The 24,773-nt window shown below is 64.5% G+C and carries 21 protein-coding genes and 1 tRNA gene; 13 read left to right on the plus strand and 9 right to left on the minus strand.

The window, feature by feature from the left end; translation table 11 throughout:
• Positions 1-2: 2 nt before the first annotated feature.
• On the minus strand, positions 3-1,262 hold the full coding sequence (locus QX048_RS08120) for a D-alanyl-D-alanine carboxypeptidase family protein (RefSeq protein WP_315827618.1): 1,260 nt from the start codon (positions 1,260-1,262) through the stop codon (positions 3-5).
• A 179-nt stretch (positions 1,263-1,441) separates the two neighbouring features.
• On the opposite strand from QX048_RS08120, the gene QX048_RS08125 reads away from it, so the two are divergent.
• The gene (locus tag QX048_RS08125) at positions 1,442-2,395 is read left to right on the plus strand and encodes an alpha/beta hydrolase (RefSeq protein WP_315827619.1); all 954 of its coding nucleotides are present in this window, start codon (positions 1,442-1,444) and stop codon (positions 2,393-2,395) included.
• Here QX048_RS08125 and QX048_RS08130 read toward each other — a convergent pair.
• The 4 genes from QX048_RS08130 to QX048_RS08145 all read right to left on the minus strand — a co-directional run bounded on the left by QX048_RS08130 (position 2,392) and on the right by QX048_RS08145 (position 4,675).
• Positions 2,392-2,868, minus strand: coding sequence for a GNAT family N-acetyltransferase (locus QX048_RS08130; RefSeq protein WP_316159506.1), 477 nt, complete (start codon positions 2,866-2,868; stop codon positions 2,392-2,394). The genes QX048_RS08125 and QX048_RS08130 overlap by 4 nt on opposite strands.
• A gap of 55 nt (positions 2,869-2,923) precedes the next feature.
• Complete coding sequence (locus tag QX048_RS08135) at positions 2,924-3,472, minus strand: phage tail protein (RefSeq protein WP_315827621.1); 549 nt, start codon at positions 3,470-3,472, stop codon at positions 2,924-2,926.
• Positions 3,473-3,521: 49 nt separating this feature from the next.
• Positions 3,522-4,049, minus strand: a complete 528-nt coding sequence (locus QX048_RS08140) for a phage tail protein (RefSeq protein ID WP_315751568.1) — start codon at positions 4,047-4,049, stop codon at positions 3,522-3,524.
• Positions 4,050-4,132: 83 nt separating this feature from the next.
• Positions 4,133-4,675 carry a phage tail protein gene (locus QX048_RS08145; RefSeq protein ID WP_315751569.1) on the minus strand — a complete coding sequence of 181 codons (543 nt, stop codon included), beginning with the start codon at positions 4,673-4,675 and terminating at the stop codon, positions 4,133-4,135.
• A gap of 401 nt (positions 4,676-5,076) precedes the next feature.
• On the opposite strand from QX048_RS08145, the gene QX048_RS08150 reads away from it, so the two are divergent.
• Positions 5,077-9,711 (plus strand): beta strand repeat-containing protein, encoded by a 4,635-nt coding sequence (locus tag QX048_RS08150; RefSeq protein ID WP_315827622.1) that lies wholly within the window; start codon positions 5,077-5,079, stop codon positions 9,709-9,711.
• An 87-nt stretch (positions 9,712-9,798) separates the two neighbouring features.
• Here the strand turns inward: QX048_RS08150 and QX048_RS08155 are convergent, their stop codons facing one another.
• A complete protein-coding gene (locus tag QX048_RS08155; RefSeq protein WP_315827623.1) occupies positions 9,799-10,716 on the minus strand; it encodes a septal ring lytic transglycosylase RlpA family protein in 918 nt (305 codons plus the stop codon).
• Between the two features lie 927 nt (positions 10,717-11,643).
• On the opposite strand from QX048_RS08155, the gene QX048_RS08160 reads away from it, so the two are divergent.
• Together QX048_RS08160 and QX048_RS08165 are read left to right on the plus strand one after the other, a co-directional pair.
• Positions 11,644-11,733: transfer RNA gene (locus tag QX048_RS08160), tRNA-Ser, on the plus strand.
• Positions 11,734-11,911: 178 nt separating this feature from the next.
• A complete protein-coding gene (locus QX048_RS08165; RefSeq protein ID WP_315827624.1) occupies positions 11,912-12,763 on the plus strand; it encodes a hypothetical protein in 852 nt (283 codons plus the stop codon).
• A gap of 56 nt (positions 12,764-12,819) precedes the next feature.
• On the opposite strand, the gene QX048_RS08170 is transcribed toward QX048_RS08165, so the two are convergent.
• Both QX048_RS08170 and QX048_RS08175 read right to left on the minus strand, forming a co-directional pair.
• Positions 12,820-14,151 (minus strand): hypothetical protein, encoded by a 1,332-nt coding sequence (locus tag QX048_RS08170; RefSeq protein ID WP_315827625.1) that lies wholly within the window; start codon positions 14,149-14,151, stop codon positions 12,820-12,822.
• A gap of 357 nt (positions 14,152-14,508) precedes the next feature.
• A complete protein-coding gene (locus QX048_RS08175) occupies positions 14,509-15,153 on the minus strand; it encodes a Spy/CpxP family protein refolding chaperone (protein WP_316187150.1) in 645 nt (214 codons plus the stop codon).
• Between the two features lie 469 nt (positions 15,154-15,622).
• Here QX048_RS08175 and QX048_RS08180 point away from each other — a divergent pair, with 469 nt between their 5' ends.
• The 6 genes from QX048_RS08180 to QX048_RS08205 all read left to right on the plus strand — a co-directional run bounded on the left by QX048_RS08180 (position 15,623) and on the right by QX048_RS08205 (position 21,661).
• Positions 15,623-16,963: an ABC transporter substrate-binding protein gene (locus tag QX048_RS08180; RefSeq protein ID WP_315711956.1), complete on the plus strand. Its 1,341-nt coding sequence runs from the start codon at positions 15,623-15,625 to the stop codon at positions 16,961-16,963.
• 124 nt (positions 16,964-17,087) lie between these two features.
• A complete protein-coding gene (locus QX048_RS08185) occupies positions 17,088-18,023 on the plus strand; it encodes a sugar ABC transporter permease (RefSeq protein ID WP_315751576.1) in 936 nt (311 codons plus the stop codon).
• Positions 18,023-18,934 (plus strand): carbohydrate ABC transporter permease, encoded by a 912-nt coding sequence (locus QX048_RS08190; RefSeq protein ID WP_315711960.1) that lies wholly within the window; start codon positions 18,023-18,025, stop codon positions 18,932-18,934. The genes QX048_RS08185 and QX048_RS08190 overlap by 1 nt, the downstream gene beginning before the upstream one ends.
• 19 nt (positions 18,935-18,953) lie before the next feature.
• Complete coding sequence (locus QX048_RS08195) at positions 18,954-20,054, plus strand: sn-glycerol-3-phosphate ABC transporter ATP-binding protein UgpC (protein ID WP_315711961.1); 1,101 nt, start codon at positions 18,954-18,956, stop codon at positions 20,052-20,054.
• 28 nt (positions 20,055-20,082) lie between these two features.
• Entirely contained in the window at positions 20,083-21,081 is a 999-nt protein-coding gene (locus QX048_RS08200) for a hydroxyacid dehydrogenase (RefSeq protein WP_316200444.1), read from the plus strand.
• Between the two features lie 193 nt (positions 21,082-21,274).
• On the plus strand, positions 21,275-21,661 hold the full coding sequence (locus tag QX048_RS08205) for a hypothetical protein (protein ID WP_315711965.1): 387 nt from the start codon (positions 21,275-21,277) through the stop codon (positions 21,659-21,661).
• A gap of 124 nt (positions 21,662-21,785) precedes the next feature.
• Here QX048_RS08205 and QX048_RS08210 read toward each other — a convergent pair whose 3' ends face one another.
• The gene (locus QX048_RS08210; protein WP_315751578.1) at positions 21,786-22,301 is read right to left on the minus strand and encodes a DUF1993 domain-containing protein; all 516 of its coding nucleotides are present in this window, start codon (positions 22,299-22,301) and stop codon (positions 21,786-21,788) included.
• Between the two features lie 84 nt (positions 22,302-22,385).
• Here QX048_RS08210 and QX048_RS08215 point away from each other — a divergent pair, with 84 nt between their 5' ends.
• The 3 genes from QX048_RS08215 to QX048_RS08225 all read left to right on the plus strand — a co-directional run bounded on the left by QX048_RS08215 (position 22,386) and on the right by QX048_RS08225 (position 24,373).
• Positions 22,386-23,177, plus strand: a complete 792-nt coding sequence (locus tag QX048_RS08215) for a transporter substrate-binding domain-containing protein (RefSeq protein ID WP_316200445.1) — start codon at positions 22,386-22,388, stop codon at positions 23,175-23,177.
• 223 nt (positions 23,178-23,400) lie between these two features.
• The gene (locus QX048_RS08220) at positions 23,401-23,841 is read left to right on the plus strand and encodes a hypothetical protein (protein ID WP_315827627.1); all 441 of its coding nucleotides are present in this window, start codon (positions 23,401-23,403) and stop codon (positions 23,839-23,841) included.
• On the plus strand, positions 23,804-24,373 hold the full coding sequence (locus tag QX048_RS08225; RefSeq protein WP_315827628.1) for a hypothetical protein: 570 nt from the start codon (positions 23,804-23,806) through the stop codon (positions 24,371-24,373). The genes QX048_RS08220 and QX048_RS08225 overlap by 38 nt, the downstream gene beginning before the upstream one ends.
• Positions 24,374-24,773 lie beyond the last annotated feature (400 nt).

Genomic DNA, 24,773 nt, shown 5'->3' on the forward strand with positions numbered 1-24,773 from the left:
CTCTAGAGCTTCTCGGCCCCGGCGCGGAACATCCCGATCACGAGCTCGCTGACCCCATCGATCGCACGCCGCATCGTGGATCCCCTGCTCACCGCCTCCGCAGCATAGACAGGGGCCTCCATGGCGATATTGGGGCCGCGCCAGACCCTGACAACCCCGACCTTCTGCCCGGGCTCGATGGGAGCCCTGACCGGGCCGCTGTAGACGATGCGGGCGATCAGCTTGTCGCCGCCGTTCTTCTGCACCATGACCTTGACCGGCACCGGGCTCGACAGCTTGACCGAGCGGCTCTCGCCGCCGAACACCTTGGCATAGCCGATCGGCTGCTCCGCGGCGAACAGGGTGCGGGTCTCGAAATTGCGGAAACCCCATTCCAGCATCTTCTTGGCCTCGGTGGCGCGGTCCTCGGAATCCTCCAGGCCATTGACGACCACGATCAGCCGCGTGCCGTTCTGCACGGCCGAGCCGACCATGCCGTAGCCGCCTTCCTTGGTGAAACCCGTCTTGAGGCCGTCGGCGCCTTCCATCGCGTTCAAGAGCGGGTTGCGGTTCTGCTGACGGATCTTGTTCCAGGTGAACTCCTTATCGCCGAAGATCTTATAGAACTCCGGGAAATCCAGGATGATGTGCCGGGCGAGCATGGCGAGCTCGCGCACCGTCATCTTGTTGCCGGGATCGGGCAGCCCGTTGGAATTGGCGAAGGTCGATTTGGTGAGGCCGAGCTCGCGCGCCCGCTTGGTCATGTAGTCGGCGGCGAAGATCTTCTCGTTGCCGGCCATGCCCTCGGCAAGCGCGATGCAGGCGTCGTTGCCGCTCTGGATGATCGCGCCATGCAGGAGGTCGCTCACCGAGACCTTGCTGTTGAGCGCGGCGAACATCGTCGAGGTGCCGGAGGGCGCCCCGCCCCGGCGCCAAGCATTCTCGCTGATGCGGTATTCGTCGTTGAGCTTGATCGTGCCCTCCTTGACGGCGTTGAACACCACCTCGGCGGTCATCAGCTTCATCATGCTGGAGGGCGCCCGCAGCTCGTCCGCGTTCTTCTCGAACAGCACGCTGCCGCTGTTGGCCTCGATCAGGATCGCGGTCGGCGCATCGCCGTCGAAGCCGCCATCCTCCTTGCGCGCGCCCTGGACGCTCTGGTTGGCGGCGTACAGCGCGCCGCTCCAGCCGACGGCAACCGCCACCGTCAAGGCGATGAGCGCACGCGTCGCCCGTCCGGACGTGAAACCGGAGCGGCGCAGCGGTAAGGTCATGAAATTCATCGGCTAAGCTCTGGAGCGCACTGGGATTCTAGCAGTTGCGGGGGACGCAAACAACTCGGCAATCCCGCGGATGCGTCCGCTGTCCCGTGGATTTGCACGGCCCGTCGCGCGGTGCGATAGGTCGAGCGCCGGCAATCAACACGGCCAACTCGAAATTCGAGCGATCGAGGGTGGAAACAGTGTCATCGACGCGGATCATCAAGGCCAACGGAATCGAGCTGTTCGTGCGCGAACAGGGCGAAGGCCCCCTCGTGGTGCTGTGCCACGGCTGGCCCGAACTGTCCTATTCGTGGCGGCACCAGATCCCGGCCCTCGCCGCCGCCGGCTATCGCGTCGTGGCGCCCGACATGCGCGGCTTCGGCCGCTCGCAGGCGCCTGAGGATATCGGCGCCTATACCATCTTCGACACGGTCGGCGACATGGTCGGACTGGTCGGGGCGCTCGGCGAGCGTCAGGCCGTCATCATCGGCCACGACTGGGGCGCGCCGGTGGCCTGGCATGCGGCGCTGTTCCGGCCGGACGTGTTCACGGCCGTCGCGGGCTTGAGCGTCCCTCCCCCGTTTCGCGGTCGCGCCCGGCCGCTCGACACGCTCAGTGCCGGCGGCATCGAGAACTTCTACTGGCAGTATTTTCAAACGCCCGGCGTGGCGGAGGCCGAGCTCGAGCGTGACGTGGCGCTGACGATGCGCACGATGCTGGCGCGCGGATTCTCCGATCCGCAGTCGCTGTTCGTCGCACCGGACAAAGGCTTTCTCGGCGACGTCGCCCCCGATCTGCCTTTGCCTGCGTGGCTGAGCGAGGACGATCTCGCCGAGTTCGTCGCGGCTTACGGCGCCTCCGGCTTCCGCGGTGGCCTGAACTGGTACCGCAACATCGATCGCAACTGGGAGCTCACCGCGCCGTGGCAGGACGCGCAGATCCGCCAGCCGTCGCTGTTCATCGCCGGCAGCGCGGACGCCGTCGTGACCGGGCTGATCGGCGCCAAGCGCGTCCAGGACATGGCGCGAGTTCTGCCGGATCTGCGGCGCAAGCTGATCATCGAGGGGGCCGGGCACTGGATCCAGCAGGAACGCTCTGCCGAGGTGAATGCGGCGCTGATCGCGTTCCTGCGCGAGCTGGCTCCTGCTCGCTAGCGCGCGAGCGGCAGCTCCATCATGCGATGCGACGCCATCGCCTCGTCCGCCACATCGCGGAACCCCAGCCGCACGTAGAACCGGATCGCGTCCTCATTCGTCGTCGCGACCGCGAGCGAGAGCACGTCGGCGCCCTGCTCCCGTGCCGCCGTTGCGACCGCCTGCATGATCTCGCGTCCGACACCGGCGTTGCGCGCGCCCGGCAGCAGCGCGAGATCGACCACGTGCCATCGCGACGCCGCGCGGTCGAGCAGCAGCCGCCCGACCGGCGCGGCATCGCGGAGAATGATCAGCGACTGCGCTGCCGGACATTGCGCCGCGTGGCCCGCGACCTGGGCGCGATATTGCTGCGCCAGCACGAGATCGAGCATCGCCTGCGGCAGACCGGCCGCGGCGAGCTGCGCACCTCTGACGGAGCCAAAGAGGTCGCGCAGGAACGGCTCGTCGGCGGTCTCGGCGGGCCGCAGCCGCAAGCGAACATCCCGCGAGACGATCTCGCTCCCGGTCGTCACTCCGAGCCTGCTCGGCTCAGGAGTTGTTGAACGACGGGAAGATGCCCGCATAGCAGATGCACCAGATCAGTGCCTGGGTCGGCTGCATGTTGTCGTGCGGGATGCTCTGCCCGGACGTCGTGACCGCGTTGGGAGCGAAGTTGACGTTCGCCGGCGGCGCCACGAAGCCGTTGAACGAGGGATCGATCGCCACCATCGTCCCGGGCGTCCCCGGCCCGGGGGCCGCGTTCGGCGCGGACCTGCTGCCGAGCTGCAGGTTATGCGTGTGCGCGGGCATTTCGGCCGAAACCAGCCCGACAGTGCTGCTGCCCATCATCTCGCCGATCACGCGGGGCTGCAGGCCGGGTCCGTCGCCTTGGCCGTTGGTGATCGCGCCGCTCAGATTGGGGAGCTGGAAGTTGGTCGTGCCGTTGCCGCCGAAATAGGTGCCGATCAAGGCGAACAACGGCGTGTATTGCTGAATTGGAAGCAGCTGGCCGAAGCACGGCAACCACGCACTATTGAAGCCGCCGGTTGCAAAAGTGAAGGGAAAGGCCTGGATTTCGCCAACAAAGGGATCAGACACGTCGTCTCTCCTCGAGAATGTGCGATGAAGCCGGTCGAACCGCGACGCCTCAGCCTGGCGAGGGATAGACGCCGTTGATGCAGATGCAGTAGTTGCCCACGACGGTCGGCATGATGTTGTTGTGCGGGACGCTCTGTCCCGCGGCGGCCACGCAGGGCGCCATGACCGAGTAGGTGCCGGCATCGGCGATGGGGGCATCGAGATTCCCGGTGGACGCGGTCGCCAGATGGACCGTGGGTCCGGGGATCGCCGTGTCGGCCGTGACCGTCGACGACAGCAGGGCATGGCTATGCGCGGGCAACTCGGTCGTGATCAGCAGGTGCTCGTCCTCGCCCGCGACCTCGCCAAGCACATACGTCGCGCCACCGGGCGGCGTGCCCTGCCCGAGCGGCACGCGGCCGCGCAGATCGGGCAGGTTGAACGTCTGGATGCCGTCGCCGCCATAGGTCGTTCCGAGGATCGTATAGAGCGCATCGTAGTTTGAAATGGACAGCGAGCTGCCGTCGCAGGCCAGCCAGCCGTCCGGTATGCGCGGAAAGGCGAACAGCCTGATCTCACCGAGAAACGGGTCTGACATCCCGACATCCTTTCATTGAGCCGTGGGCGCCGCGAGAGCAGGCGCGGCGCGGAACTGGGGGGATTCGATCGATCCGAAGACGCTCAGTTGCGCGAGGGGAAGACGCCCTGCATCGCGATCAGGTAGTTGATCACGAGGTAGGGCTGCATGTTGTTGTGCGCCTGCCCGCCGCCGATCTCGGGAATGTTCGTGCCCACGGCCAGCGGGACCTCGCCCGATCCTGCGGTCGCGAAGATCTTCTTGGGATCGTCCGCCGGCAGCGTATTGGTCCCGAACAGATTGTTCGTGGGACCCGCGCTTCGGCCGGCACCATTGGTCGTCGAGGCCTGCACCAGGTGATTGTGAGCCGGCATCTGAGCGAGGGTCAGCGTCACGGTCGTTTCGCCGCTGACCATCCCTGCGGGAAACTGACCGGAGCTGCCCGTCGATCCGAGGATGGCCCGGCCACGCAGATCCGGCAGCGCGAATGTCGTCACGCCGTTGCCGCCGTAATAGGTGCCGAGCAGTGAGAACAGCGCCTGGTTGGTCTGGATGGCGAGTAGCGCGCCGTTGCAGAACGCCCACCCTCTCGGCGGCTGAGATCCCGCAAAAGGCATGATCTGCCCCAACACAGGCGTCAACGGCATGCGCGTCTCTCCCCAATGTCATTTTGAAACGAATGGCGGCGGCTTGATCAAACAGCCTCCGCATTGAAATTTTTGAGAGCGTGAGAAACAACCTGTAGGAGAAGTCTAGGTTGCGTCGCTCGGATCCGTCAAGACAATAAAGTTCCGTAGATTGCGCTGTTGCCGCTATGCAACGCCAAGCAGAAGTCGTGCCCGGTCTGGTTGAATCGACTTGCCCGGAAGGCGCTGCTTCTCCAAGGTTACGATTGCGTTACCAAAATTTCTTCGAACCAATTTTTTTCAGCGGCACTCTCAGCCAATGAGGGGCCGTAAGGGGCACGACCAAATTGTCAACCGGGACTTGGCGCCGGAATTTTCATGCGGCATGCACGCCTCTGCGGCGTGCGCTGGGTTTTGTTTCGGTGGTTCTTGCCTTGATGCTCGCCTCGATGGTGGGCGCGCAGGCGGCCTGTAACTTCACGACCGGCTCGACCACCAGCACCAGCATCACCATCAACGGAACGGGCGCCGGCAATGCCGTCGGTCTGTGCGTCACCAACGACGTGGTGCTCTGGGGTCTCTACGGACACTCGAATGGCACCAACAGCCCGCCGATTGATGCGTTCAACAATCTCCCGATGACGGCGGGCGGCCTGAGCTACACCAATCTCAGCTACACCGGCGCCAAGGCGACCTACACCCTGATTCCCGTGCCGATCGGCGGCGACTTCACGCAGGTGCCGGAATACACCATCCGGATCGATTCGCTGTCCGGATCGGGAACCGAGAACATCACGCTCTTTTATGCGAGCGACTGCTCGCACACCGCCGGCAATTGTAGCGGCGCCGGCACCACCAACACCTCGTTCACGATCACCGTCACGTTGCCCGGCCCGACCGCGACGCAGGCCATCGCGTCGAAGTCGCTGACCGTCAATACCGCCGCGACATCCTTCACGCCGGTCACCGGCTCCGGCGGCACCGCACCGCTCAGCTATGGCATCGCCCCGACGCTGCCGACCGGTCTGTCCTTCAACACGTCCACGGGCGCCATCACCGGTACGCCCACGGTCACCAGTGCCGCGACCACCTACACGGTCACGATCACCGATGCCAACTCCGCGACCGCCAGCAATACCTTCAGCCTCACGGTCAACGGCGCGGTGACGGCCACGCAGTCCGTTGCCTCCAAGACGCTGACGCAGAATCAACCATCGACCAACTTCACGCCGGTCACCGGCGGCGGCGGCACCCCGGCCTACACCTACAGCGTATCACCGTCCCTGCCCACCGGTCTCACGCTCAACACATCGACCGGCGCGATCACCGGCACGCCGACGGCCGCGAGCGGCGCCACGACCTACACCGTGACCGTGACCGACGCGAACAGCGCGACCGCCTCGAACACGTTCAGTCTGACAGTCAACTCGGCCGTGACCGCGACCCAATCGGTCGCTTCGAAGACGCTGACGCAGAATGTGGCCGCGACATCGTTCACGCCGGTCACCGGCGGCGGCGGCACCCCGTCGCTCAGTTACAGCATCGCGCCCGCGCTGCCCGCCGGCCTCTCGCTCAACACCTCCAGCGGCGCGATCACGGGCACGCCGACCGCAAGCAGCGGCGCGACCACCTACACGGTGACCGTCACCGATTCCAACAGTGCCACAGCCAGCAATACGTTCAGCCTGACGGTGAACACCGCCGTCACCGCGACGCAGTCGGTGAGCTCGGCCACGGTGACCGTGAACACGGCCATCACGACGTTCACCCCTGTCACCGGCGGTGGCGGCACAACGCCGCGGTCCTATGCCATCGCGCCGACCTTGCCGACCGGACTCAGCTTCAACACCAGCACCGGCCAGGTCAGCGGCACGCCGACGGTGACCAGCAGCACGACCACCTACACGGTGACGGTGACGGATTCCAACGGCGGCACCGCCAGCAACACCTTCCAGCTCACCGTCAATGGGCCGGTGAGCGCGACGCAGGCGATCGCCTCGAAGACGCTGACGCAGAATGCCGCAGCGACGTCGTTCACGCCGGTGACCGGATCGGGCGGCACGCCGCCGCTCTCCTACGGCGTTGCCCCCGCGCTGCCGACGGGCCTGACGCTCAACACCTCGACCGGCGCGATCACCGGCACACCGACCGTGACCAGCGGCGCTACGACCTACACGGTCACGGTCACCGACGCCAACACTGCCACGGCCAGCAATACGTTCAGCCTGACGGTGAACAGCGCGGTCACCGCGACGCAGGCGATCGCCTCGCGGACCTTCACCGCCAACCAGGCCATCACCGCCTTCACCCCGGTCACCGGTGGCGGCGGCACGGGGACACTGACATATTCGATCTCTCCGTCCCTTCCGGCCGGCCTCAGCATCAGCGCCTCCACGGGCGCGATCTCCGGCACGCCTTCGACGAGCGCGGCGACCGCGACGTACACCGTGACCGTCACCGACACCAACAACGGGACCGCCACGAACACCTTCAGCCTGACAGTCAACGGCGCTGTCAGCGCCACCCAGTCGATCCCGGCCAAGTCCCTGACCGTCAATGTCGCCGCGACATCCTTCACCCCGGTGACCGGGGGCGGCGGCACGTCGCCGCTCACCTATGGCATCGCACCGACACTGCCCGCCGGGCTCAGCTTCAACACCTCGACGGGTGCCATCACGGGCACGCCGACCGCGATCAGCACGGCCGCGACCTATACGGTCACCGTGAGCGACGCCAACAGTGCCAGCGCCAGCAACACGTTCAGCCTGGCCGTCAACGGTGCCGTGACGGCGACCCAGGCGATCGCGTCCAAAGGATTGACCGTCAACACGGCGGTGACCTCCTTTACACCGATCACCGGCGCTGGCGGCACCTCGCCGCTGAGCTACGGCATCGCGCCGGCGCTGCCCGCAGGGCTCGCCTTCAATACGACCTCGGGTGCGATCACGGGCACGCCGACGGCCACAAGCGGCGCCACGACCTATACGGTCACGGTGACCGACGCCAACACTGCAACGGCGACCAATACGTTCAGCCTGGCGGTGAACGGCGCGGTCAGCGCGACCCAGGCGATCGCGTCGACCACCCTGACTGCGAACCACGCCGTGACGCCGTTCACGCCCGTCACGGGCGGCGGCGGCACCGCGCCGCTCGCCTATTCCGTCTCGCCGACGCTCCCCGCGGGACTGTCCCTCAATGCGGCCAACGGCAGCATCTCCGGAACGCCCACGGTGACCAGCGCGGCGACGACATTCACCGTGACCGTGACCGACGCCGCCAACGCGACCGCGAGCAACACATTCAGCCTGACCATCAATGGTGCGGTGACGGCCACGACGGCCGTGCCGTCCAGCTCGCTGCCGATCAACCAGGCGGTGACGCCATTCACGCCGGTCACGGGCTCGGGCGGTACCGGCACGCTGGTGTTTGCCGTTTCACCGACCCTGCCGGCCGGCTTGAGCTTCAACACGAGCAATGGCCAGATCACCGGCACGCCGACGGTTCCGGCGGCAATGACCACGTATACGGTGACCGTGACCGACACCAACAGTGCCTCGGCCAATGCCACCTTCAATCTGTCGGTGGGCCAATTGGTCACGACGGTCGCGCTGACCTCGTCGCAGAACCCGAGCCAGTTCGGGCAGCCCGTGACCTTTACGGCCACGGTTTCAGCGTCGGGCGGCACCCCGACCGGGACGGTCACCTTCAACGACAATGGCACGCCGATCGGCACGGCGACGCTGGCGGGCGGCGTTGCGACGTTCGCCACCTCGACGCTCGCGGTCGGCAGCCATACGATCACGGCGAGCTATGCCGGCACCACGCTGTTCACGGCGAGCACCTCGCCCGGCCTTGCCCAGACCGTCAACGTGCCGGTCGACAGCGTTCGGCTGCGCTCGCTGCAGCAGACCGTCAGCAAGCTGGTGGCGCAGAATTCCGGGCAGGCGATCTCCGGCGCGATCGATGACGCCATCGCCGACGGCTTCAACGATGGCGGTTCGTTCCTGACGCCCGGCAATGCCCGCATGCGCTTCAACTTCTCGGCCAATCCGCGCGATCAGGACGAGCGCTCCCCGGCCAGCGACCGCGCCGGCAGCGGCGACAGCAACGCCTATTCCTCGCTGCTGCCGGGCGCGTCCCAGCCACGTGGACGTGGTCGCGGCCGGATCGACGATGCGTTCGCGGCCATCGATCGTGGCGACAGGAAGCAGGCCGCGCCGAAATGGCACGAGCAGAAGGAGTGGCTGCTGTGGGCCGATGTGCGCGGTTCTGGCGTCGACCGCTGGGGCAGCACCAGCATCGGCGGCGTCACCCAGGCCAGCCAAGCCTCGATCTATGGCCAGCAGCTCAACGCCACGATGGGATTGACCTACCGCGCCGCGCCGAACTTCCTCGTCGGCGTGCTCGGCGGCTACGAGACCTTCAGCTACACCCAGCAGGACATCAACGGGAAGCTGAAGGGCGACGGCTGGACCACCGGCGCCTATCTCGGCTGGAAGATCATTCCCACGCTGCGCTTCGATGCAGCCGTGGCCTATTCCGGCATCGGCTATGACGGCAGCGCCGGAACCGCCCAGGGCAATTTCAGCGGCCAGCGCTGGATGGTTTCCACCGGTCTGACCGGCACGTATAAATGGGCCGGCCTGGTGCTGGAGCCGTCCACCAAGGTCTATGCATTGTGGGAACACCAGAACGCCTATACGGACTCGCTGGGCACGCGGCAGGGCACCAATGATTTCGCCAGCGGCCGCGCGTCGGGGGGCCTGCGCGCCGCCTACCCCGTCGCCTGGCTCGATAGCGGGCTTCTTCTGACGCCGTTCGTCGGCCTGTACGGCGACTACTACTTCACCAGGGAGGATGCCAACACGCTTGCCGCCGGCGCGCTGGCCTCGACGCCGCTGCTGCAAGGCTGGTCGGCCCGCGCCACCGGCGGTCTCGGCATCCAGACAGCCGGCGGCATCGGTGTCGGCCTCGGTGCCGAGCTCGGCGGCATCGGCAGCAACACCCGCGTCTGGACGTTTTCGGCCAAGGCGCGGGTGCCGTTCAGCGCCCAATAGGCATTCCCAATAGCCGTTGGCGGCGCACTCGAATCGAAACCGCCCCGGCTGGGGCGGCTGGTTCGACGTGCGAGATCGTATGGAAGATCAGTACAGTCCGCGGCCGCCAAGGATCTCGCGGGCCTCGTCAGCGCCGTCCGCCGCGCCGCTCGATGACGGCACGTATCGGCCGCCCTGATCGTAGGACACCGCGCGCGGGTTATCGAGGCTCCGTCCGCGGGTCCGGCTGGAGGCCGACATCTCGGACGTCGCGGCAACCGATGCCAGGTCGGCGGAGGTGTTGCCGAGCGTGTAGGGACGCCCCTCGGGCAGCGGGACCTCGCCGCGAATCGGACGACCTGCGCCGATCTCGGGAACGAACGGCCGGGCGGAGGCGACGCGGACGAGAGAAGGCGCCGGCGCCGGGATGCCGGTGCGCAGGGTTGCCATCAGTTGGGTATCGTCGGACCCTTCGAGAGGGGCGCGGCCGACATATTCGACGCGGACGCGGGCGACGCCGTTGCCCTTGAACTCGAGCAGATCAGCCGCCTTGTTGGAAACGTCGATCAGCCGGTTGCCGTGGTACGGGCCGCGATCATTGATGCGGACGATGAGCGATTTGCCGTTGGCGAGATTGGTGACGCGGGCGTAGCTCGGCAGCGGCAGCGTCGGATGGGCGGCCGTCAGCGACGTCATGTCGAAGACCTCGCCATTGGCTGTCAGCCGGCCGTGAAAATCATCGCCATACCAGGAGGCCATGCCCTCGGCGCGATAGTTGGTGTCCTCCTCGGGAACATAGGTCTTGCCGGCGACGGTATAGGGCTTGCCGATGCGGTAGACGCCACCGCCCTTCGGCACCGGCTCGCCGAATCCGACGACGCGCGGGCTCGACGACACGCCGTATTTCGGATCGACCTTGCTGGCGAACTTGTTGGAAGAGGCGCAGTTCGCGACCATCAGGCAGGCGAGGACGGCGACGGCACTGCGCACCGCTCTCTCGACCGGATCTGTTTGACCAATCCCCATCGACCCCAATTACCAATGTGCCGGTCGCAGCCGAGCCCTCCCATCAGGCCCGCGCGTCCCGGCTTGTCCCCGAGTCGCATCCCCGCAACTCAATGCACAAGGATAACGCAACCCGAAGACGGCGGAAATGGGGTGGGCCCCGCCGTGGTTAACCGGAGCTTTCCTGCGGTTGTGACGTGGACGGTGGCCGCCCAGGCGTGCACCTCCGCTGTGCCTCCGTGTTGCGAGTGCACCTTTTTGGACACATATGTTGCGTGAAATCCTCACCTACGAGTGTTCTCATTTCCCGGGACCTGAATCATTTTGACTGTGCAGGGCTGCACGTCGTTTGCTTCACGTGGGGCGCAACAGGGTGTGTTCGCTATGATCGAAGCAATGACGGCAGTGATGGGCTTGGTTGGCGCCGGGATCTTCCTTGCTCATGCGTTTGAAGGCGTCCGCTCGCGGGCCTGAGTCCGGACATATCGGACAGCCGACGCCATGGTCGGCTCTCGTCCGCGTCGATGTTTGCGTCCGCTTCAATAACGACACTTCAGGAGCATCCCTGAAGCTGGCAGTTTCGACCAGCAGATCATCCAGACCGCTCATCGCCCGGCCCTCGGTTTTCTCCGGCCGGTGCGAGATCGGACCGGTAGCGCAGCCGCAGCAGGTGGCCCATGCGACACCAAGATTTACGACATCAAGCGTTGCGACACCAAGACCTGCTCTCGGGGAGCTTTCTCGCCCTGGCAGCGCTGAGCACGGCAATCTTGTGCTCCGGCCTGATGGCTTTTGCGCTCAGGTGAGCGCGGGCTTTGAGCTGAGGCCGTCCGGGCAGGCGTGAATGCGCCGTTGACGAGCCGCAAGCCCGCACCCTAAACAAGGATCGCGTCGATACCGCGCCGCCGTGGCGTGGACGTCGCCGACGTCCCGGACACGACGCCGGATGGAAGGGTGGCCGAGTGGTTTAAGGCACCGGTCTTGAAAACCGGCGTGCCCGCAAGGGTACCGTGGGTTCGAATCCCACCCCTTCCGCCACTAAAATGTTCTCCATCGTTCGCCGTTGTCCGAAATCTCCGCTAATTCAACGATTTAGGCGGGAGGCTCTGGTCTCCCTCGTCCACCGGTGTTCTCCTGCATCCGGGCCTCGACCGTAGCTTTTACCCTGGGTTCGGAGGACGGTTTTCGCAGGCATTGGAAAGGATGACCACCGGGCATGACGAAACGTCGGCGGCGAAACGAGCGTGACGATAAGCAAAGCAAGGGTGACCGGGAACCCGGCGCGCCCGCTACGCCGCGAGGGTACGGAACGGGCGAGCTTTGGGAAGATCGATTTAAACGTGTGCGTCCTGAAGCTTATGCTCCTGTACCGTTCGTGGAGTTTGATGCCACCACGGAGCAGGATATCGCGGCGCTGGCGCAGGCCTACTTGGACGACTCTCGCATGACGGCCATGTTTGACGTGGTCGGGACGCAACAAATCTTGTCGGATGCCCAGCAGCAAGAAGTCGATGCGTTCAGCACCCACAATTCGACAATCGCTTGGAGCGGCCGCGATCCGGAGTTGGTTCCTGTTGCGGTGGCGCTGGCCCTTCGTGTGAATGCCCGACAGATTCCCGGAACGTCTTCTGCTGAAGCCGATGAGTTCATTCGTGACAGGTTCTTCGCGAGACCGGACAGTCACTCGGCGCGCATTCCTGTGGTGGAATTTGGTGGTTACCCTCCCGCGGCGGAGTTGCTGGACGCTGCGCGATTTCTCTGTTCGCAGGAACGCTACCGGACCTTCATCTTCGATAGATGGGAAAACTGGAGCGAGCAACACAGCCAGGAATTCCTCGATGAGTTCGTTGTGTACATGTACGGGGTACGCGACGCCTACATTCGAACTCACGGTCTGCGTGTGCGTGGGAATTTTTGGGGGGATGTTTCGGTCCTGATAGAGATGCTTCGGACCGGGAGGTTGAGTTCGCTCGATGAGCCGCGTGCCCTGGATCTCGTTCGAGATCCCTCAACTTCATTTTTTTCTCGTGAGGCGGTGAAAAACACGCCGCGAAAAACGGACAGCTAGGTCACGCATCCGGCTGGCTGCGCAACGCTGGCGAGGCGCCCGCCGCCTCCCCGTGCTCAGAGCCGGGCGCCTGGCCAACGACCAGGGTGCGCTCCAGGGCTTGCCTGCGGCGCGCGGTGGCCGTTCACAGCGCCGGCGGTCTCGGGCGGCACGCCGACCCGCTCCATCAGTTCGCGAACGTCGCGGATGCGGCTGTCGAGAAGGCCGTGCATCTCAGTCAGCGTCCAGCGCAGCTCATCCACCGCGCCCGGCGCCGCGTCGGGAAAATGCGAGAGATGATAGATCATCTCGTTGAGCACCTGCCGCAGCCCGTACAGGTCGTCATGGGCGAGCTTCTGGACGTCGAGCTGGCCGAGGAGCCGCTGCACGAAGCTGCGGCGATCGGCCGGTACATGGCGCAGATCGACGAACCGGTTGACGTGGAAGGCGCGCGGCGCCTCGGCACTGCCGGCCGCTTGGGCCAGCGCGAGGCGCACGCTGTCCGCGTTGAGGTCCTCGGTATCGACGGAGAGCGTGTTCGGGAACAGGCTCTTGTAGCGTTCGATCAAGGCGTGGGTCTTGTCGTAGTACCAGCCGAACTTCTCGGCCAGCGACAGATCCATCCATTGCTGCTTCGACATCTCTCCGAAGTGGAAAGCGGTCGGACGCTTGCGCTGCGCGGCCGGCGAGTCGGCGTAGTAGAGGTGGTTCTGCGGCGACAGCTCGGCATTCTCCACCAGACTTGCGATGCATGCCGCGCGGTCACGCCGGCGCAGATGCACCAGCGTGACCTGATCGCCGAGGAGCTCGGCGATGATCGGCAGCACGGCCGCATAACCATTGCCGACGACGCACGCATGGGGGCAATCGAGGATCGTCTGACGAATCTGATCCGTGAAGCCGGGATCGTTGGTTTCCTTGAGCTGGCAGAACAGCTCATTGAGCTCGCTCGACGCCCATTCGTGCACGGCACTGTCGCCGTTGCCCTGGTTGTCGAACACCTCCTGCATCATCCGCGTCAGCGACGTCGTGCCGTCCCGGCCAGTGCCGACGCACAGCACCCGCAGCGTGGAAGGCGGAGAATTCCTCAGGGCCGCGTCGCGGCCATTGCCGGAGGGGCGCGTCGCTCCATTGTCCGAGACCACGGCCAGGCGCTTACGCGCCAGCCGGCGAAGCTCCGCGGACGCCGCCTCCCACTCCAGCCTATAGCCGTCGCGCTCGTCGCGCAGGCGGCCCATGATCACGCCCCTTTCTTCCGTGATGCGCCTGTACCGCTCGGACTCGTCCTTCGCGGCGATCAACTCCGCTTGCAGCGCATCGACGAAGCGTTTCACATCCGCATCGAGGCGGCTTTCGGTGCTGGCGGTGTCAATCCCCAACCGGTTCTCGATCCACCGGCGCAGTCGCACTCTCGACAACAATAATCCTCCAAGAAATCGAGCCGAACGGCCTGCTGATCGTCAGCCGCCCGATCGCTGCTGCGATTCAGCACGCCTGCGAAGACCGCCCTGCCGGCTCCGGCTCTCCATGTAATACAATTGCAATGTACATCAAACTGCATCGCAATTCGGTTGCAGAGGCAGCGATGTTGGCCGGCACGTTGCGCGAGCCGCGCCCGCTCGTGCCCGAAAAATGTGCATGCCGCGCGACTAGTGGCCATTTGAGGGTATTAATACACCGCGATGCGGCGCGAGTGCGGTGGTCATGCGTCACGGCACGCCGCTGCTGCCAACGGGCACGGCCGCGACGACGCCAACTCCGTTGAGCTAGTCCAGCCCGCGCTCGCGACTCAGGCGCACCATCTCGTCGATGAAGATCTGCTTCTGCTTGTCGTCGAGGCTGGTGAACAGCGGTTCCGATGTGTCGGCCACCGCGCGCTGGTCGGCGGCGCGATCGACCAGGAACTGAGCCTCGTTGCGCATCTGCTCGACGATGTCGTCCGGCGGATCGCGCTTCGACCGCGCGATGCGCAGCTCGAGTCGATCCGCGCCGTTGCGGCCGAGCGCGTGCATCGCGTTGGCGAACGGACCCCAGTTCTTCGCCTGCTCTTCCGTCAGGTTCAGCCCGGTCTTCAGGCGCTCGATATTGCTATCGCTGTTGGCGACGATCTGTTCGGCCGTGAGTTGCGGGGCGCCCGGCTGCGTCAGCATCGGCGTCGCCTTGGCGACCTTGCTCGTCTTCGTCGCCTTGGAAGGCTTCGCCTTCCTGCCCTCGGCCGGCGGCGCCTCGGGCTGCGCACTCTGCTGGCCGCTGTTGCCGGTGAACGCCCCGGTCACGCCGGTGACCACGCCGACGACACCGCCGATCGCGCCGCCGAGCACACCGCCGACCGGGCCCGCCGCCCTGTTGCCTTCGCGTGCACCCTGTTCGACGCCCTTGAACAGGCCCTGCGCGGCAGGCTGACGCGGCAGGCCCACAAGGCCAATGAGGCCTATTGACACTCCTATTGCGATGCACCGGAAAGACCGGCGCCAGATGCCGGGGCTCATCATCATCAGTTCAGGCTCCGTGCGCAGTCGCTGGTCGTGACGACCATGATTCCAACGAATTCTACCGTTGCCGCAACGCGCAAGTCCATCTGCCGCACGCGGCGCGATGCATCGGACGTGCCCAGCTGCACTGGTTCCTCTCGGCTTCCTGCTCGGCCGAGACGCGCTTTGCACTGCAACGCTCAGCACTGCGATGCAATCAGTTGCGGAACCTGCGACGAAATGTGCACGCCATTAGTTCTAGGATTCGCCTCACCGGCTTTCTCGACAGCCGCTCGCAATTCTGCTCTGATTGCATCCAAGCGAAATCCATGCGCGCATGACGCGACGCAACAACTAACAAATCGGATTCGCATCGACAGAATGCTTGGCTCACCAGGGAGGGAACGCCATGTCACGGAGGAAGCTGAACCGCCGACAATTCGTTGCTGCGACCGCTGCCACCTCGGCGGTCATGATTGCCGCGCCCTATGTGCGTGGCGCCCACGCCGCCGGCAAGCTCTCGATCGGCTTCTGGGACCATTGGGTTCCGGGCGCCAACCAGGCTTCGACCGATCTCGTCAACGAGTGGGCCGCCAAGGAGAAGGTCGAGGTTCAGATCGACTACATCACCAGCCAGGGCAAGAAGATCGAGCTGACGATCGCCGCCGAGGGCGCCGCGAAGTCCGGCCACGATCTGATCGCCATGCCGACCTGGTGGCCGCATGCGCATGCGGAACTGCTGGAGCCGGTCAACGACATCATGGAGCCGATCATCCAGGAGAACGGCGAGGTCAACGGCACCGTCAAATATCTCGGACAGTCCGGCGGCAAATGGCTCGCCGTGCCGGCCTGCGTCGGCAGTCAGATCAAGGGTCCCTGCTCCCGCATCGATCTGATGAAGAAGCATGCGGGCATCGACGTGCAGGAGATGTATCCGGCCGGATCTCCACCGAAGGCCGACAATTGGACCACGGAGACCTTCCTGAAAGCGGCGGAGGCCTGCCATAAGGCTGGCGTGCCGTTCGGCATCGGGCTTGGCGAAACCACCGACAGCGTGGACTCCGCCGGCGCGTTCTTCCAGGCGTTCGGCGCGGATCTCGTCAACGCCAAGGGCGATGTCACGGTGAAGACGGATGCCGTGCGCCAGGCGCTCGAGTTCTACAAGCGGCTGATCGCGGCGCTGCCGCCGGATGTCGCCTCGTGGGACGACGCATCGAACAACAAATGGCTGGTCTCGGGCAGGGGCGCGATGATCATGAATCCGCCGAGCGCCTGGGCGGTGGCCAAGCGCGACGCGCCGCAGATCGCCGAGCAGTGCTGGACCCACGGCTTCCCGGCCGGCCCCAAGGGCCGCTTCGCGCCGTTCCTGCCCTACTTCTGGAGCATCTGGTCGTTCTCCAAGAACAAGGAGGCGGCCAAGAGCCTGATCGTGCACCTGTCGAAGCCGTCATCGATCGAGAAGATGGTGGTGGCGAGCGGCGGCTACGATCTGCCGGCCTATCAGAAGCTGACGACGCTCAAGGTGTGGCAGGAGGAGGGACCGCCGAAGGGGACCCTCTATCACTATCCCAACCCCTATAATCACCAGACGCTGTCGATCGCAGCCTCCCCTGCTCCGCCCAAGATCGCGCAGCAGATCTATGCGCAGGCGACGATGACCAAGATGTGCCTGCGCTACGCTCAGGGCGAGAAGATGGAATCGACCCTCGCCTGGGCCGAAGGCGAGTGCGAGGGCTTCATGCGCAGCTGAGGCATGCTCGAAGCAACGCCGGCGGTCCGCTTCAGCAGGCGGGCCGCCCCCTTTCACCTTGTCAGTGTTTCCCATCCAGTGAGGACCCCGCTGTCGCAGGGGACATCACGAGGAGCCTTTTCTCATGGTTGATGCCGCCATCGGTGAGAACGCCGTCGCCCGCCCTCGCGCGGCCCGCCGCAATGGTCTGCACAGGGCGTTGAAGCGGAAATCGACCGCCGCTTTCCTGATGACGCTGCCGCTGATCCTGCTGATCGTGCTCCTGGTCGTCTATCCCGCCCTGTATTCGGTGCATCTGGCGACCCTGAACAAGTCGATGCAGCGCTTCGTCGGCTTCGGCAATTTCGAGTTCCTGTTCAAGCGCGACACGTTCTGGCTGGTCGTCAAGCAATCCTGCATCTTCGCGATCACGGCCGTCGTGTTCAAGGCGCTGATCGGCTTCATCGTCGCTCATTTCGTCCACAACATCCCCGCCAAGGGGCAGCGCAAATGGCGCGGCATGCTGCTGGTACCCTGGGTGATCCCGCCGGCGATGAGCACGCTGGCCTGGCTGTGGCTGTTCGACCCGTCCTACAGCGCTTTCAACTACACGCTCGCCTTCTTCGGCATCGGCCCGATCCCGTGGACCGGGGAAGCCGCCTGGGCGCGGTTCTCGGTGATCCTGGTCAACATCTGGTACGGCGCGCCGTTCTTCATGATCATGTACCTGGCCTCGCTGAAATCTGTCCCGGACCAGCTCTATGAGGCCGCGGCGATCGATGGCGCCAATTGGTGGCAGCGGATCTGGTACGTGACCCTGCCGATGATGCGCAACATCATCGCGATCACGACGCTGTTCTCTCTGATCGTGACGTTCGCCAATTTCGACATCGTGCGCATCCTCACCGCCGGCGGCCCGCTCGACAAGACGCACATCTTCGCGACCTGGGCGTTCCGCGTCGGCATCGAGGGCAGCGACATTCCGCTCGGCGCCAGCGTCTCGCTGTTCATGGTGCCGATCCTGGCGGTCGCCGCCATCTTCATCCTGCGCGACGTCAACAAGCGGGGGAACGAGTCCTGATGAGCACCGTCACGATCGACAAGGCCGGCCCGACCCGTACCGTCAAATATGGCTCGATGAGCCGCGACCGCGCCTGGGCGCTGCGCTGGTCGTATTTCTTCCTGACGCTGTTCGCGATCTTCTCGCTGGTGCCGCCGCTCTACATGCTGATCACCTCGCTGAAGGGCAGCGCGGAGATCTCCGCGGCGACCAATCCGTGGTGGGTGTTCCATCCGACGCTGGAGAACTATGTCGAGCTGCTCACCTCGAACCAGTTTCAGCGTTTCTTCTTCAACTCGGCCATGGTCTCGATCGTCGTGGTGATCATCACCATGCTGATCAGCATCCCCGCCGCATTCGCGCTGTCGCGGATGAAGTTCTGGGGCTCGGCGACGCTGGCGACCGGCGTATTCCTGACCTATCTGATCCCGGACAGCCTGCTGTTCATTCCGCTGTTCAAGATGTTCGCGCTGATCGGCGACGTCACCGGCATCCAGTTGATCAATCGCTGGTACGTGCTGCTGTTCATCTATCCGACCCTGACGGTGCCGTTCTGCACCTGGATCATGATCGGCTATTTCGCCTCGATCCCGAAGGAGCTCGACGAGGCCGCGATCATCGACGGCGCCTCCTGGCTGCAGACGCTGACGCGGATCTTCATTCCCGTCGCCCTGCCCGGTCTGATCGCCGCGACGATCTTCGCCTTCACCGTCTCCTGGGCGCAGTTCCTGTATCCGCTGGTGTTCACGACCTCGACCGACCAACTGGTGCTGCCGGTCGGCATCGTCACGAGCCTGATCAAGGGCGACGTCTTCAACTGGGGACAGATCATGACCGGCGCGCTGCTGGGCGCGGCGCCGCCGCTGATCATCTACGCGTTCCTGATGGACTATTACATTGCCGGGCTCACCGCCGGCGCGACCAAAGGCTGATGACGGGGGTTGATCACAGATGGCTGAAGTGAGCTTGCGCAAGGTCGTGAAGCGTTACGACGACGTCGAGGCGGTCAGGGGCATCGATCTCGATATCGCCGACCACGAGTTCGTCGTGCTGGTCGGCCCGTCCGGCTGCGGCAAGTCGACGACATTGCGGATGATCGCTGGGCTCGAGGACATCTCCGACGGCGACATCACCATCGGCGGCGACGTCGTCAACGACGTGCCGCCGAAGGATCGCGACATCGCCATGGTGTTCCAGAACTACGCCCTCTACCCGCACATGACGGTGGCCGAGAACATGTCGTTCGGGCTGCGGCTGAAGCACTACCCGAAGGCCGAGATCAAGAGCCGCGTGGCGGAGGCCGCGCGCATGCTGGACATCGCCGACCTCGTCGACCGCAAGCCCAAGCAGCTCTCCGGCGGCCAGCGCCAGCGCGTCGCGATGGGCCGTGCGATCGTGCGCAATCCCAAGGTGTTCCTGTTCGACGAGCCGCTGTCCAACCTCGACGCCAAGTTGCGCGTGCAGATGCGCATCGAGATCAAGAAGGTGCACCAGAAGGTCCGCACCACGACGGTCTACGTCACCCACGACCAGGTCGAGGCGATGACCCTGGCCGATCGTGTCGTGGTCATGAACAAGGGCCGCATCGAGCAGATCGGCACGCCGAACGAGCTGTACCACAATCCGGCGACACGCTTCGTCGCCGGCTTCATCGGCTCGCCCGCAATGAACTTCGTGCCGTGCCGGCTCGAGGAGGCCAATGGCCGGCTCCACATCCGCCTCACCGACCGGATCGCCTTTCCGCTGCCGCCGGCGCGCGCCGCGCGCTATCAATCCGTGTCGCGGAACGAGCCGCTGCTGCTCGGCATCCGGCCCGAGCACATCGCCGAGACCAAGCCGCATGCGGAGCCTGGGATTGAGCCGTTCGAGGCGCTGCTCGACGTCACCGAGCCGATGGGCATGGAGACGCTTGTCTACTTCACCCTCAACGAGACGCCGGTCTGCGGGCGGGTCAACCCCAACGCCGGCGCGCGGGATGGCAGCCCTCTGCGCATGGCAATGGACCTCAACAACATGCACCTGCTAAATGAGGCTTCAGGCCTCGTCATCTGACGAGCATAAGAAGCTTCAAGGGCAGGACATGACCACCAGGACGGCAACCAACAAGAACAAGATCCTCGTCACGGAATCCTTCTCGGCCAAGGGCCGCGCGCTGCTGGCGGCGCGCGATGATGTCGAGATGATCGAGTTCCCCAACATGATCTCGGCGGTGGATTTTTCCGACCTGCTGAAGTCCCACGCGCCGGTGCACGGCGTCGCGCTCGGCGCCACGCGCTTCGGAGAGCCGGAGCTGATCGCGGCCGGCGACATGAAAGTCGTCACCCGAATCGGCGTCGGCTTCGACGCGGTCGATGTGCCCGCGCTCTCCAGGCACAAGGTGCCGCTGATGGTCGCGGGCACGGCGAACTCGCCCTCGGTTGCCGAGCAGGCGCTGTTCATGATGCTGACGCTGGCCAAGCGCGCCAACGAGATGCATGCGATGGTCAAGGACGGCACCTGGGGCGCGCGGCTCGGCGTGCTGCCGTTCGATCTCTACGGCAAGACCGTGCTGATCATCGGCTTCGGCCGCATCGGCACCCGCACCGCCAAGCGCTGCCTCGCGATGGAGATGCAGGTCCTGGTCTACGATCCCTACAAGCCCGCAGCCGACATCACCGCCGCGGCCTGCGAGCCCGTTGCCGATCTCGACACTGCGCTCCCGCGCGCCGACTTCGTCAGCATCCACTGCCCGAAGACCCCGGAGACCATCGGCCTGTTCAACGCCGCGCGTCTCAAGCTGATGAAGCCGACGGCGTATCTGATCAACACCGCGCGCGGCGGCCTGATCGACGAGGCGGCGCTCTATGACGCGCTGTTCTCGGGCCGGCTCGCCGGCGCTGGCCTCGACGTGTTCGAGCAGGAGCCGCCGCCGGTCGGCCACGCACTGCATGCGCTGCCCAACGTGATCATGGCCCCGCACGTCGCCGGCGTGACGCGCGAGGCCGTCGACCGCATGAGCGAGCAGACGGCGCGCAACATTCTCAGCGTGCTCGATGGCGATCCGATTCGGCAGAACGTGATCAATCAGGACGTCTTGTAGTCGTCCGGCCGGTGCAATGGTCCTGTCCCGTCGGCGACGAGGCAGAACCCGCTCTCATCACGCGGATGTCAGGACCTTTCTCCACCGCTTTGGCGCCCAACTTTCAACGCATTCTTGCAACTTGGCCAAATCCAGCTACAACTGTGACTATCGGCGCCGGATTTTACGCGCGCCGGTAGGAACAGAGGCGGCCATGAGTGTTGCGACCGAGCACGCGCTCGCAACGATAGCGAGCATTCTCGATCAGCCTGAAGCGACGAGGTCGGCAGACAAGGCGGCGCCGTCGTCGAAGAAGGCTGCCGCGACTGTCGTCTCTCTCGATCAGGCCGACGGCTACACCAAGCTCGGACCTGGGCCGATTTCCGCGATCCGCTTCCGCTGGACGGCACGGCGGGGCGAGGACGGCTACTATGTCGACGAGACCGTCGGGCCGACCTCGATCGCCGTGAGCAGCGGACCGATGACCGCCGAAGCTGCCGTCAAGACGGTCGACACCCGCGCGCGAGAGGCGATCGAGCGCTTCGAGGCGCTGAAGAACGAGATGACCGGCAAGGGCCCGGTTGCGCCCAGCGAGAGGTAGCGCTCCGGCCGCCCGGACCACTCCGTCTTCGTTGCGATTTCTCCAAATCCCATGGCCGGGTTCCATCCTGGCCATTCGTATTTTGTGGACCTTGAGGCCGCCTGCCGTCCCGCCCCGGAAGCGCCTACCTCCGCGCGCCCAGATAGTCCGGCTTCGCCAGCGGCACGCCGGCGTGACGCAGGATGTCGTAGGCCGTGGTGACGTGAAAGAAGAACTGCGGCAGGCTGAACGTGAGCAGCAATGAGCGACCATCGTCGAAGCTGCGCGTCGCACCGTTGCGGAAGGTGAAGCTGACCTCCCGCTTCGCGCCCTCCTCGATCGCCGCAGGTGGCACGCTGCGCACATCGTCGATCGCGGTTGCAATCCGCGCCTTCAACCCGGCCATATCCGTGTCGCTGTCGGCAACGGTCGGCTGCGCGCGGCCGGCGAGCAGCGCGCAAGCAATGGTGGCGTGGCGGTTGGCTTCGCAGACCTGCCGGATCAGGTTGTACATGTCGGGCGCGAGCCGGGCCTGCAGCAGGTCGGCGGGATCGATGCGGCGCGCCTCGGCAAAGGCAGCGGCCTTGTCGAGCACCCCCGAGAGGTTGTGAAGATAAGGCACGAACACCTCGACCGACGCCTGCACCAAGGAAATGCTCATCAACCAACCTTCCTGCTTGCCCCTCGTCGCGCGTGGCGACCTCCGCTATGAATAGCGCGGCCACATCATGCGAGGTGATTCAATATGGGATTTTTCAACCGGACCGTCGCCGCCGTGACCGCAGCCGTGCTGGCCTGCGGTCTCGCCACTGCCGCACTCGCCGACCAGCCCTCGCGCCTCGACGAGATCGTGCAGCGCGGCAGCTTACGGGTCGGCATGACCGGCGACTACAAGCCCTTCACTTATCTCGACAAGACCACCGGAAAATTCTCCGGCTTCGACGTCGACATGGCCGAGGCGCTCGGCAAGGCGCTCGGCGTCAAGGTCGAGTTCGTGCCGACCAGCTGGCCGCAGCTGATGAAGGATTTCGAGGCCGACAAGTTCGATGTCGCGATGGGCGGCGTATCGATCACGCTCGACCGCCAGAAGAAGGGCTTGTTCTCGACGCCGATCATGCGCGAGGGCAAGACCCCGATCGCGCGCTGCACCGACACCTCGAAGTACCAGACGCTGTCCGACATCGACAAGCCCGGCACCCGGGTCGTGGTCAATCCGGGCGGCACCAACGAGCGCTTCGCCCGCGCCAACATCAAGTCAGCCGACATCCGCGTCCACCCCGACAACGTCACCATCTTCGACGAGATCGCCAAGGGCGACGCCGACCTGATGATGACCGACGCCTCCGAGACGCGCTATCAGCAGAAGCTGCATCCCGGCGTGCTCTGCGCCGTGCACCCGGAGAAGCCGTTCGATTTCTCCGAGAAAGCCTACTGGCTGCAGCGCGACGTGGCGCTGAAGGCGTTCGTGGACCAATGGCTGCACATCTCGACGGAGAACGGCAGCTACCAGGCGATCTACAAGAATTGGTTCGATTGAGGCCGGCGGAGGCGACTAGTGGGGATTTCCCGTCGAGATCTTGCGGATGTCACGCTGGTCGAACTGCAAGGAGCAAAACCAAATCCCTAGTGCGATCTCGTTGAATTGGCCCCGGCGCTGCGTTCTGTTCGTTTCGGTCCTTAACAGAAGCATATGGACGATCGGAACATGGTCGCGCTGTACGACGGTGGCCGATCTTATGAACGGAAGGCTTGGAAGGGCTATGGATATGATTTTTGCAGTAGTTCCAGTTTGCATAGGCTCTTTAATATATTTGCTTTTTCGTACAAAAGATACTTGGATTATTTATGCCATAGGAGGCGCGGGTGGTGGACCTCTACTCGACTTCGCACGAACGCTGGCCCGACCTCTTAATCCTTACGTGAGCGGCTTCGCTCTCTATTCGCTCCCTTCCGCTCTTTGGGCGTTCTCGTTTATGTTCTGCATTGTGAAGATTTGGGCAGACACGCTTGTCTCGATCGCCGCGATTGCCGTCATTGCGTTAACTGCAGCGGTCGTGCTCGGATCCGAAGTGGGTCAGGCGCTTGACTTAGTTCAGGGGAGATTTGACGTCGCTGATGTTGCGGCGAATGCCGTTGGATTGTCTGCAGGGGGATTAACCGCATATGCAACACAGCGCAACAAACTTCGATCGATATGTTAGCAGCGCAATAGTATTTGCGATCTTTTGTGTTTTGGCCGGAGGGTCTGCAGAAGAAAATAGTGAAGAGAAGAAGGCGCGCATATTGAAGTCGGAGGGAATTTCAGAAGCGACTTATGACAATCGGGTCCGCGATTTCGGAAGCTACGACGAATACAAGGCCGCCGTCGAGAAGGGAATGAACGCAGCTCAATTCGCAAAGTATAAGTCGCAGCGAGACGCCTGCAAGCGGGACTGGTCATCGTGCGCTGATAACGAGCAGCTGGTTAACAATTGGTCGGGTTGGAGCGAGGTCCAGGTGGCCTGCAAGATCGCGGCCAACGATCGAGCAAAATACGGCGACCCGGAGTGGCCTTGGCTTCCGTTCGGCACGTATCTGACGGGAAATGAATATGTCAGGACAGGCAAAGTAGTTGCCATAGAGCCCGATGCGAGGTTTAAAAATGGGTTCAATGCCGCAGTTAGGGTGCGAGTTCGCTGCTATTACGACGTAAGGAGCAAGCATGTCGACAATGTCACGCTCGACGAGCGTTAGGCGTGGTCTTGATCAGCTGCACGGTCATCGATAATCAGCGACCAGAGAGGATCTTTCTACGCCGTTTCAGCGGCATGGCGCTGTCCAGTCGCCGCGCCAGAAACAATAGGATTGCGTTTTTCCGAAAACTATGGTTCACTACCGCCATCCCACCTCATCGAGAGGGGCGTTGCGCGCGATCGTCACGACACGCGAGGTGGGGAGGCGATGGCCGCGAGATGTCGAAAGCGTGCTTGCACGCGGACGAACGGCAGCTTGCGGACGTGAAGTCGCAGGGTCCTGATACCCCGACGCTGGTATCAAGCCGCGATGGTGCTCAAGGCGCCGCGTGGTGATGGTGGCCAACAAGCCCGGCGCACCAGGGAGACTGCGTATAAGCGTGAAGACCGTCGCGCAGGGA

It is taken from the genome of Bradyrhizobium sp. SZCCHNS30572 (genome assembly GCF_032484415.1).
Classification (GTDB): Bacteria; Pseudomonadota; Alphaproteobacteria; order Rhizobiales; family Xanthobacteraceae; genus Bradyrhizobium.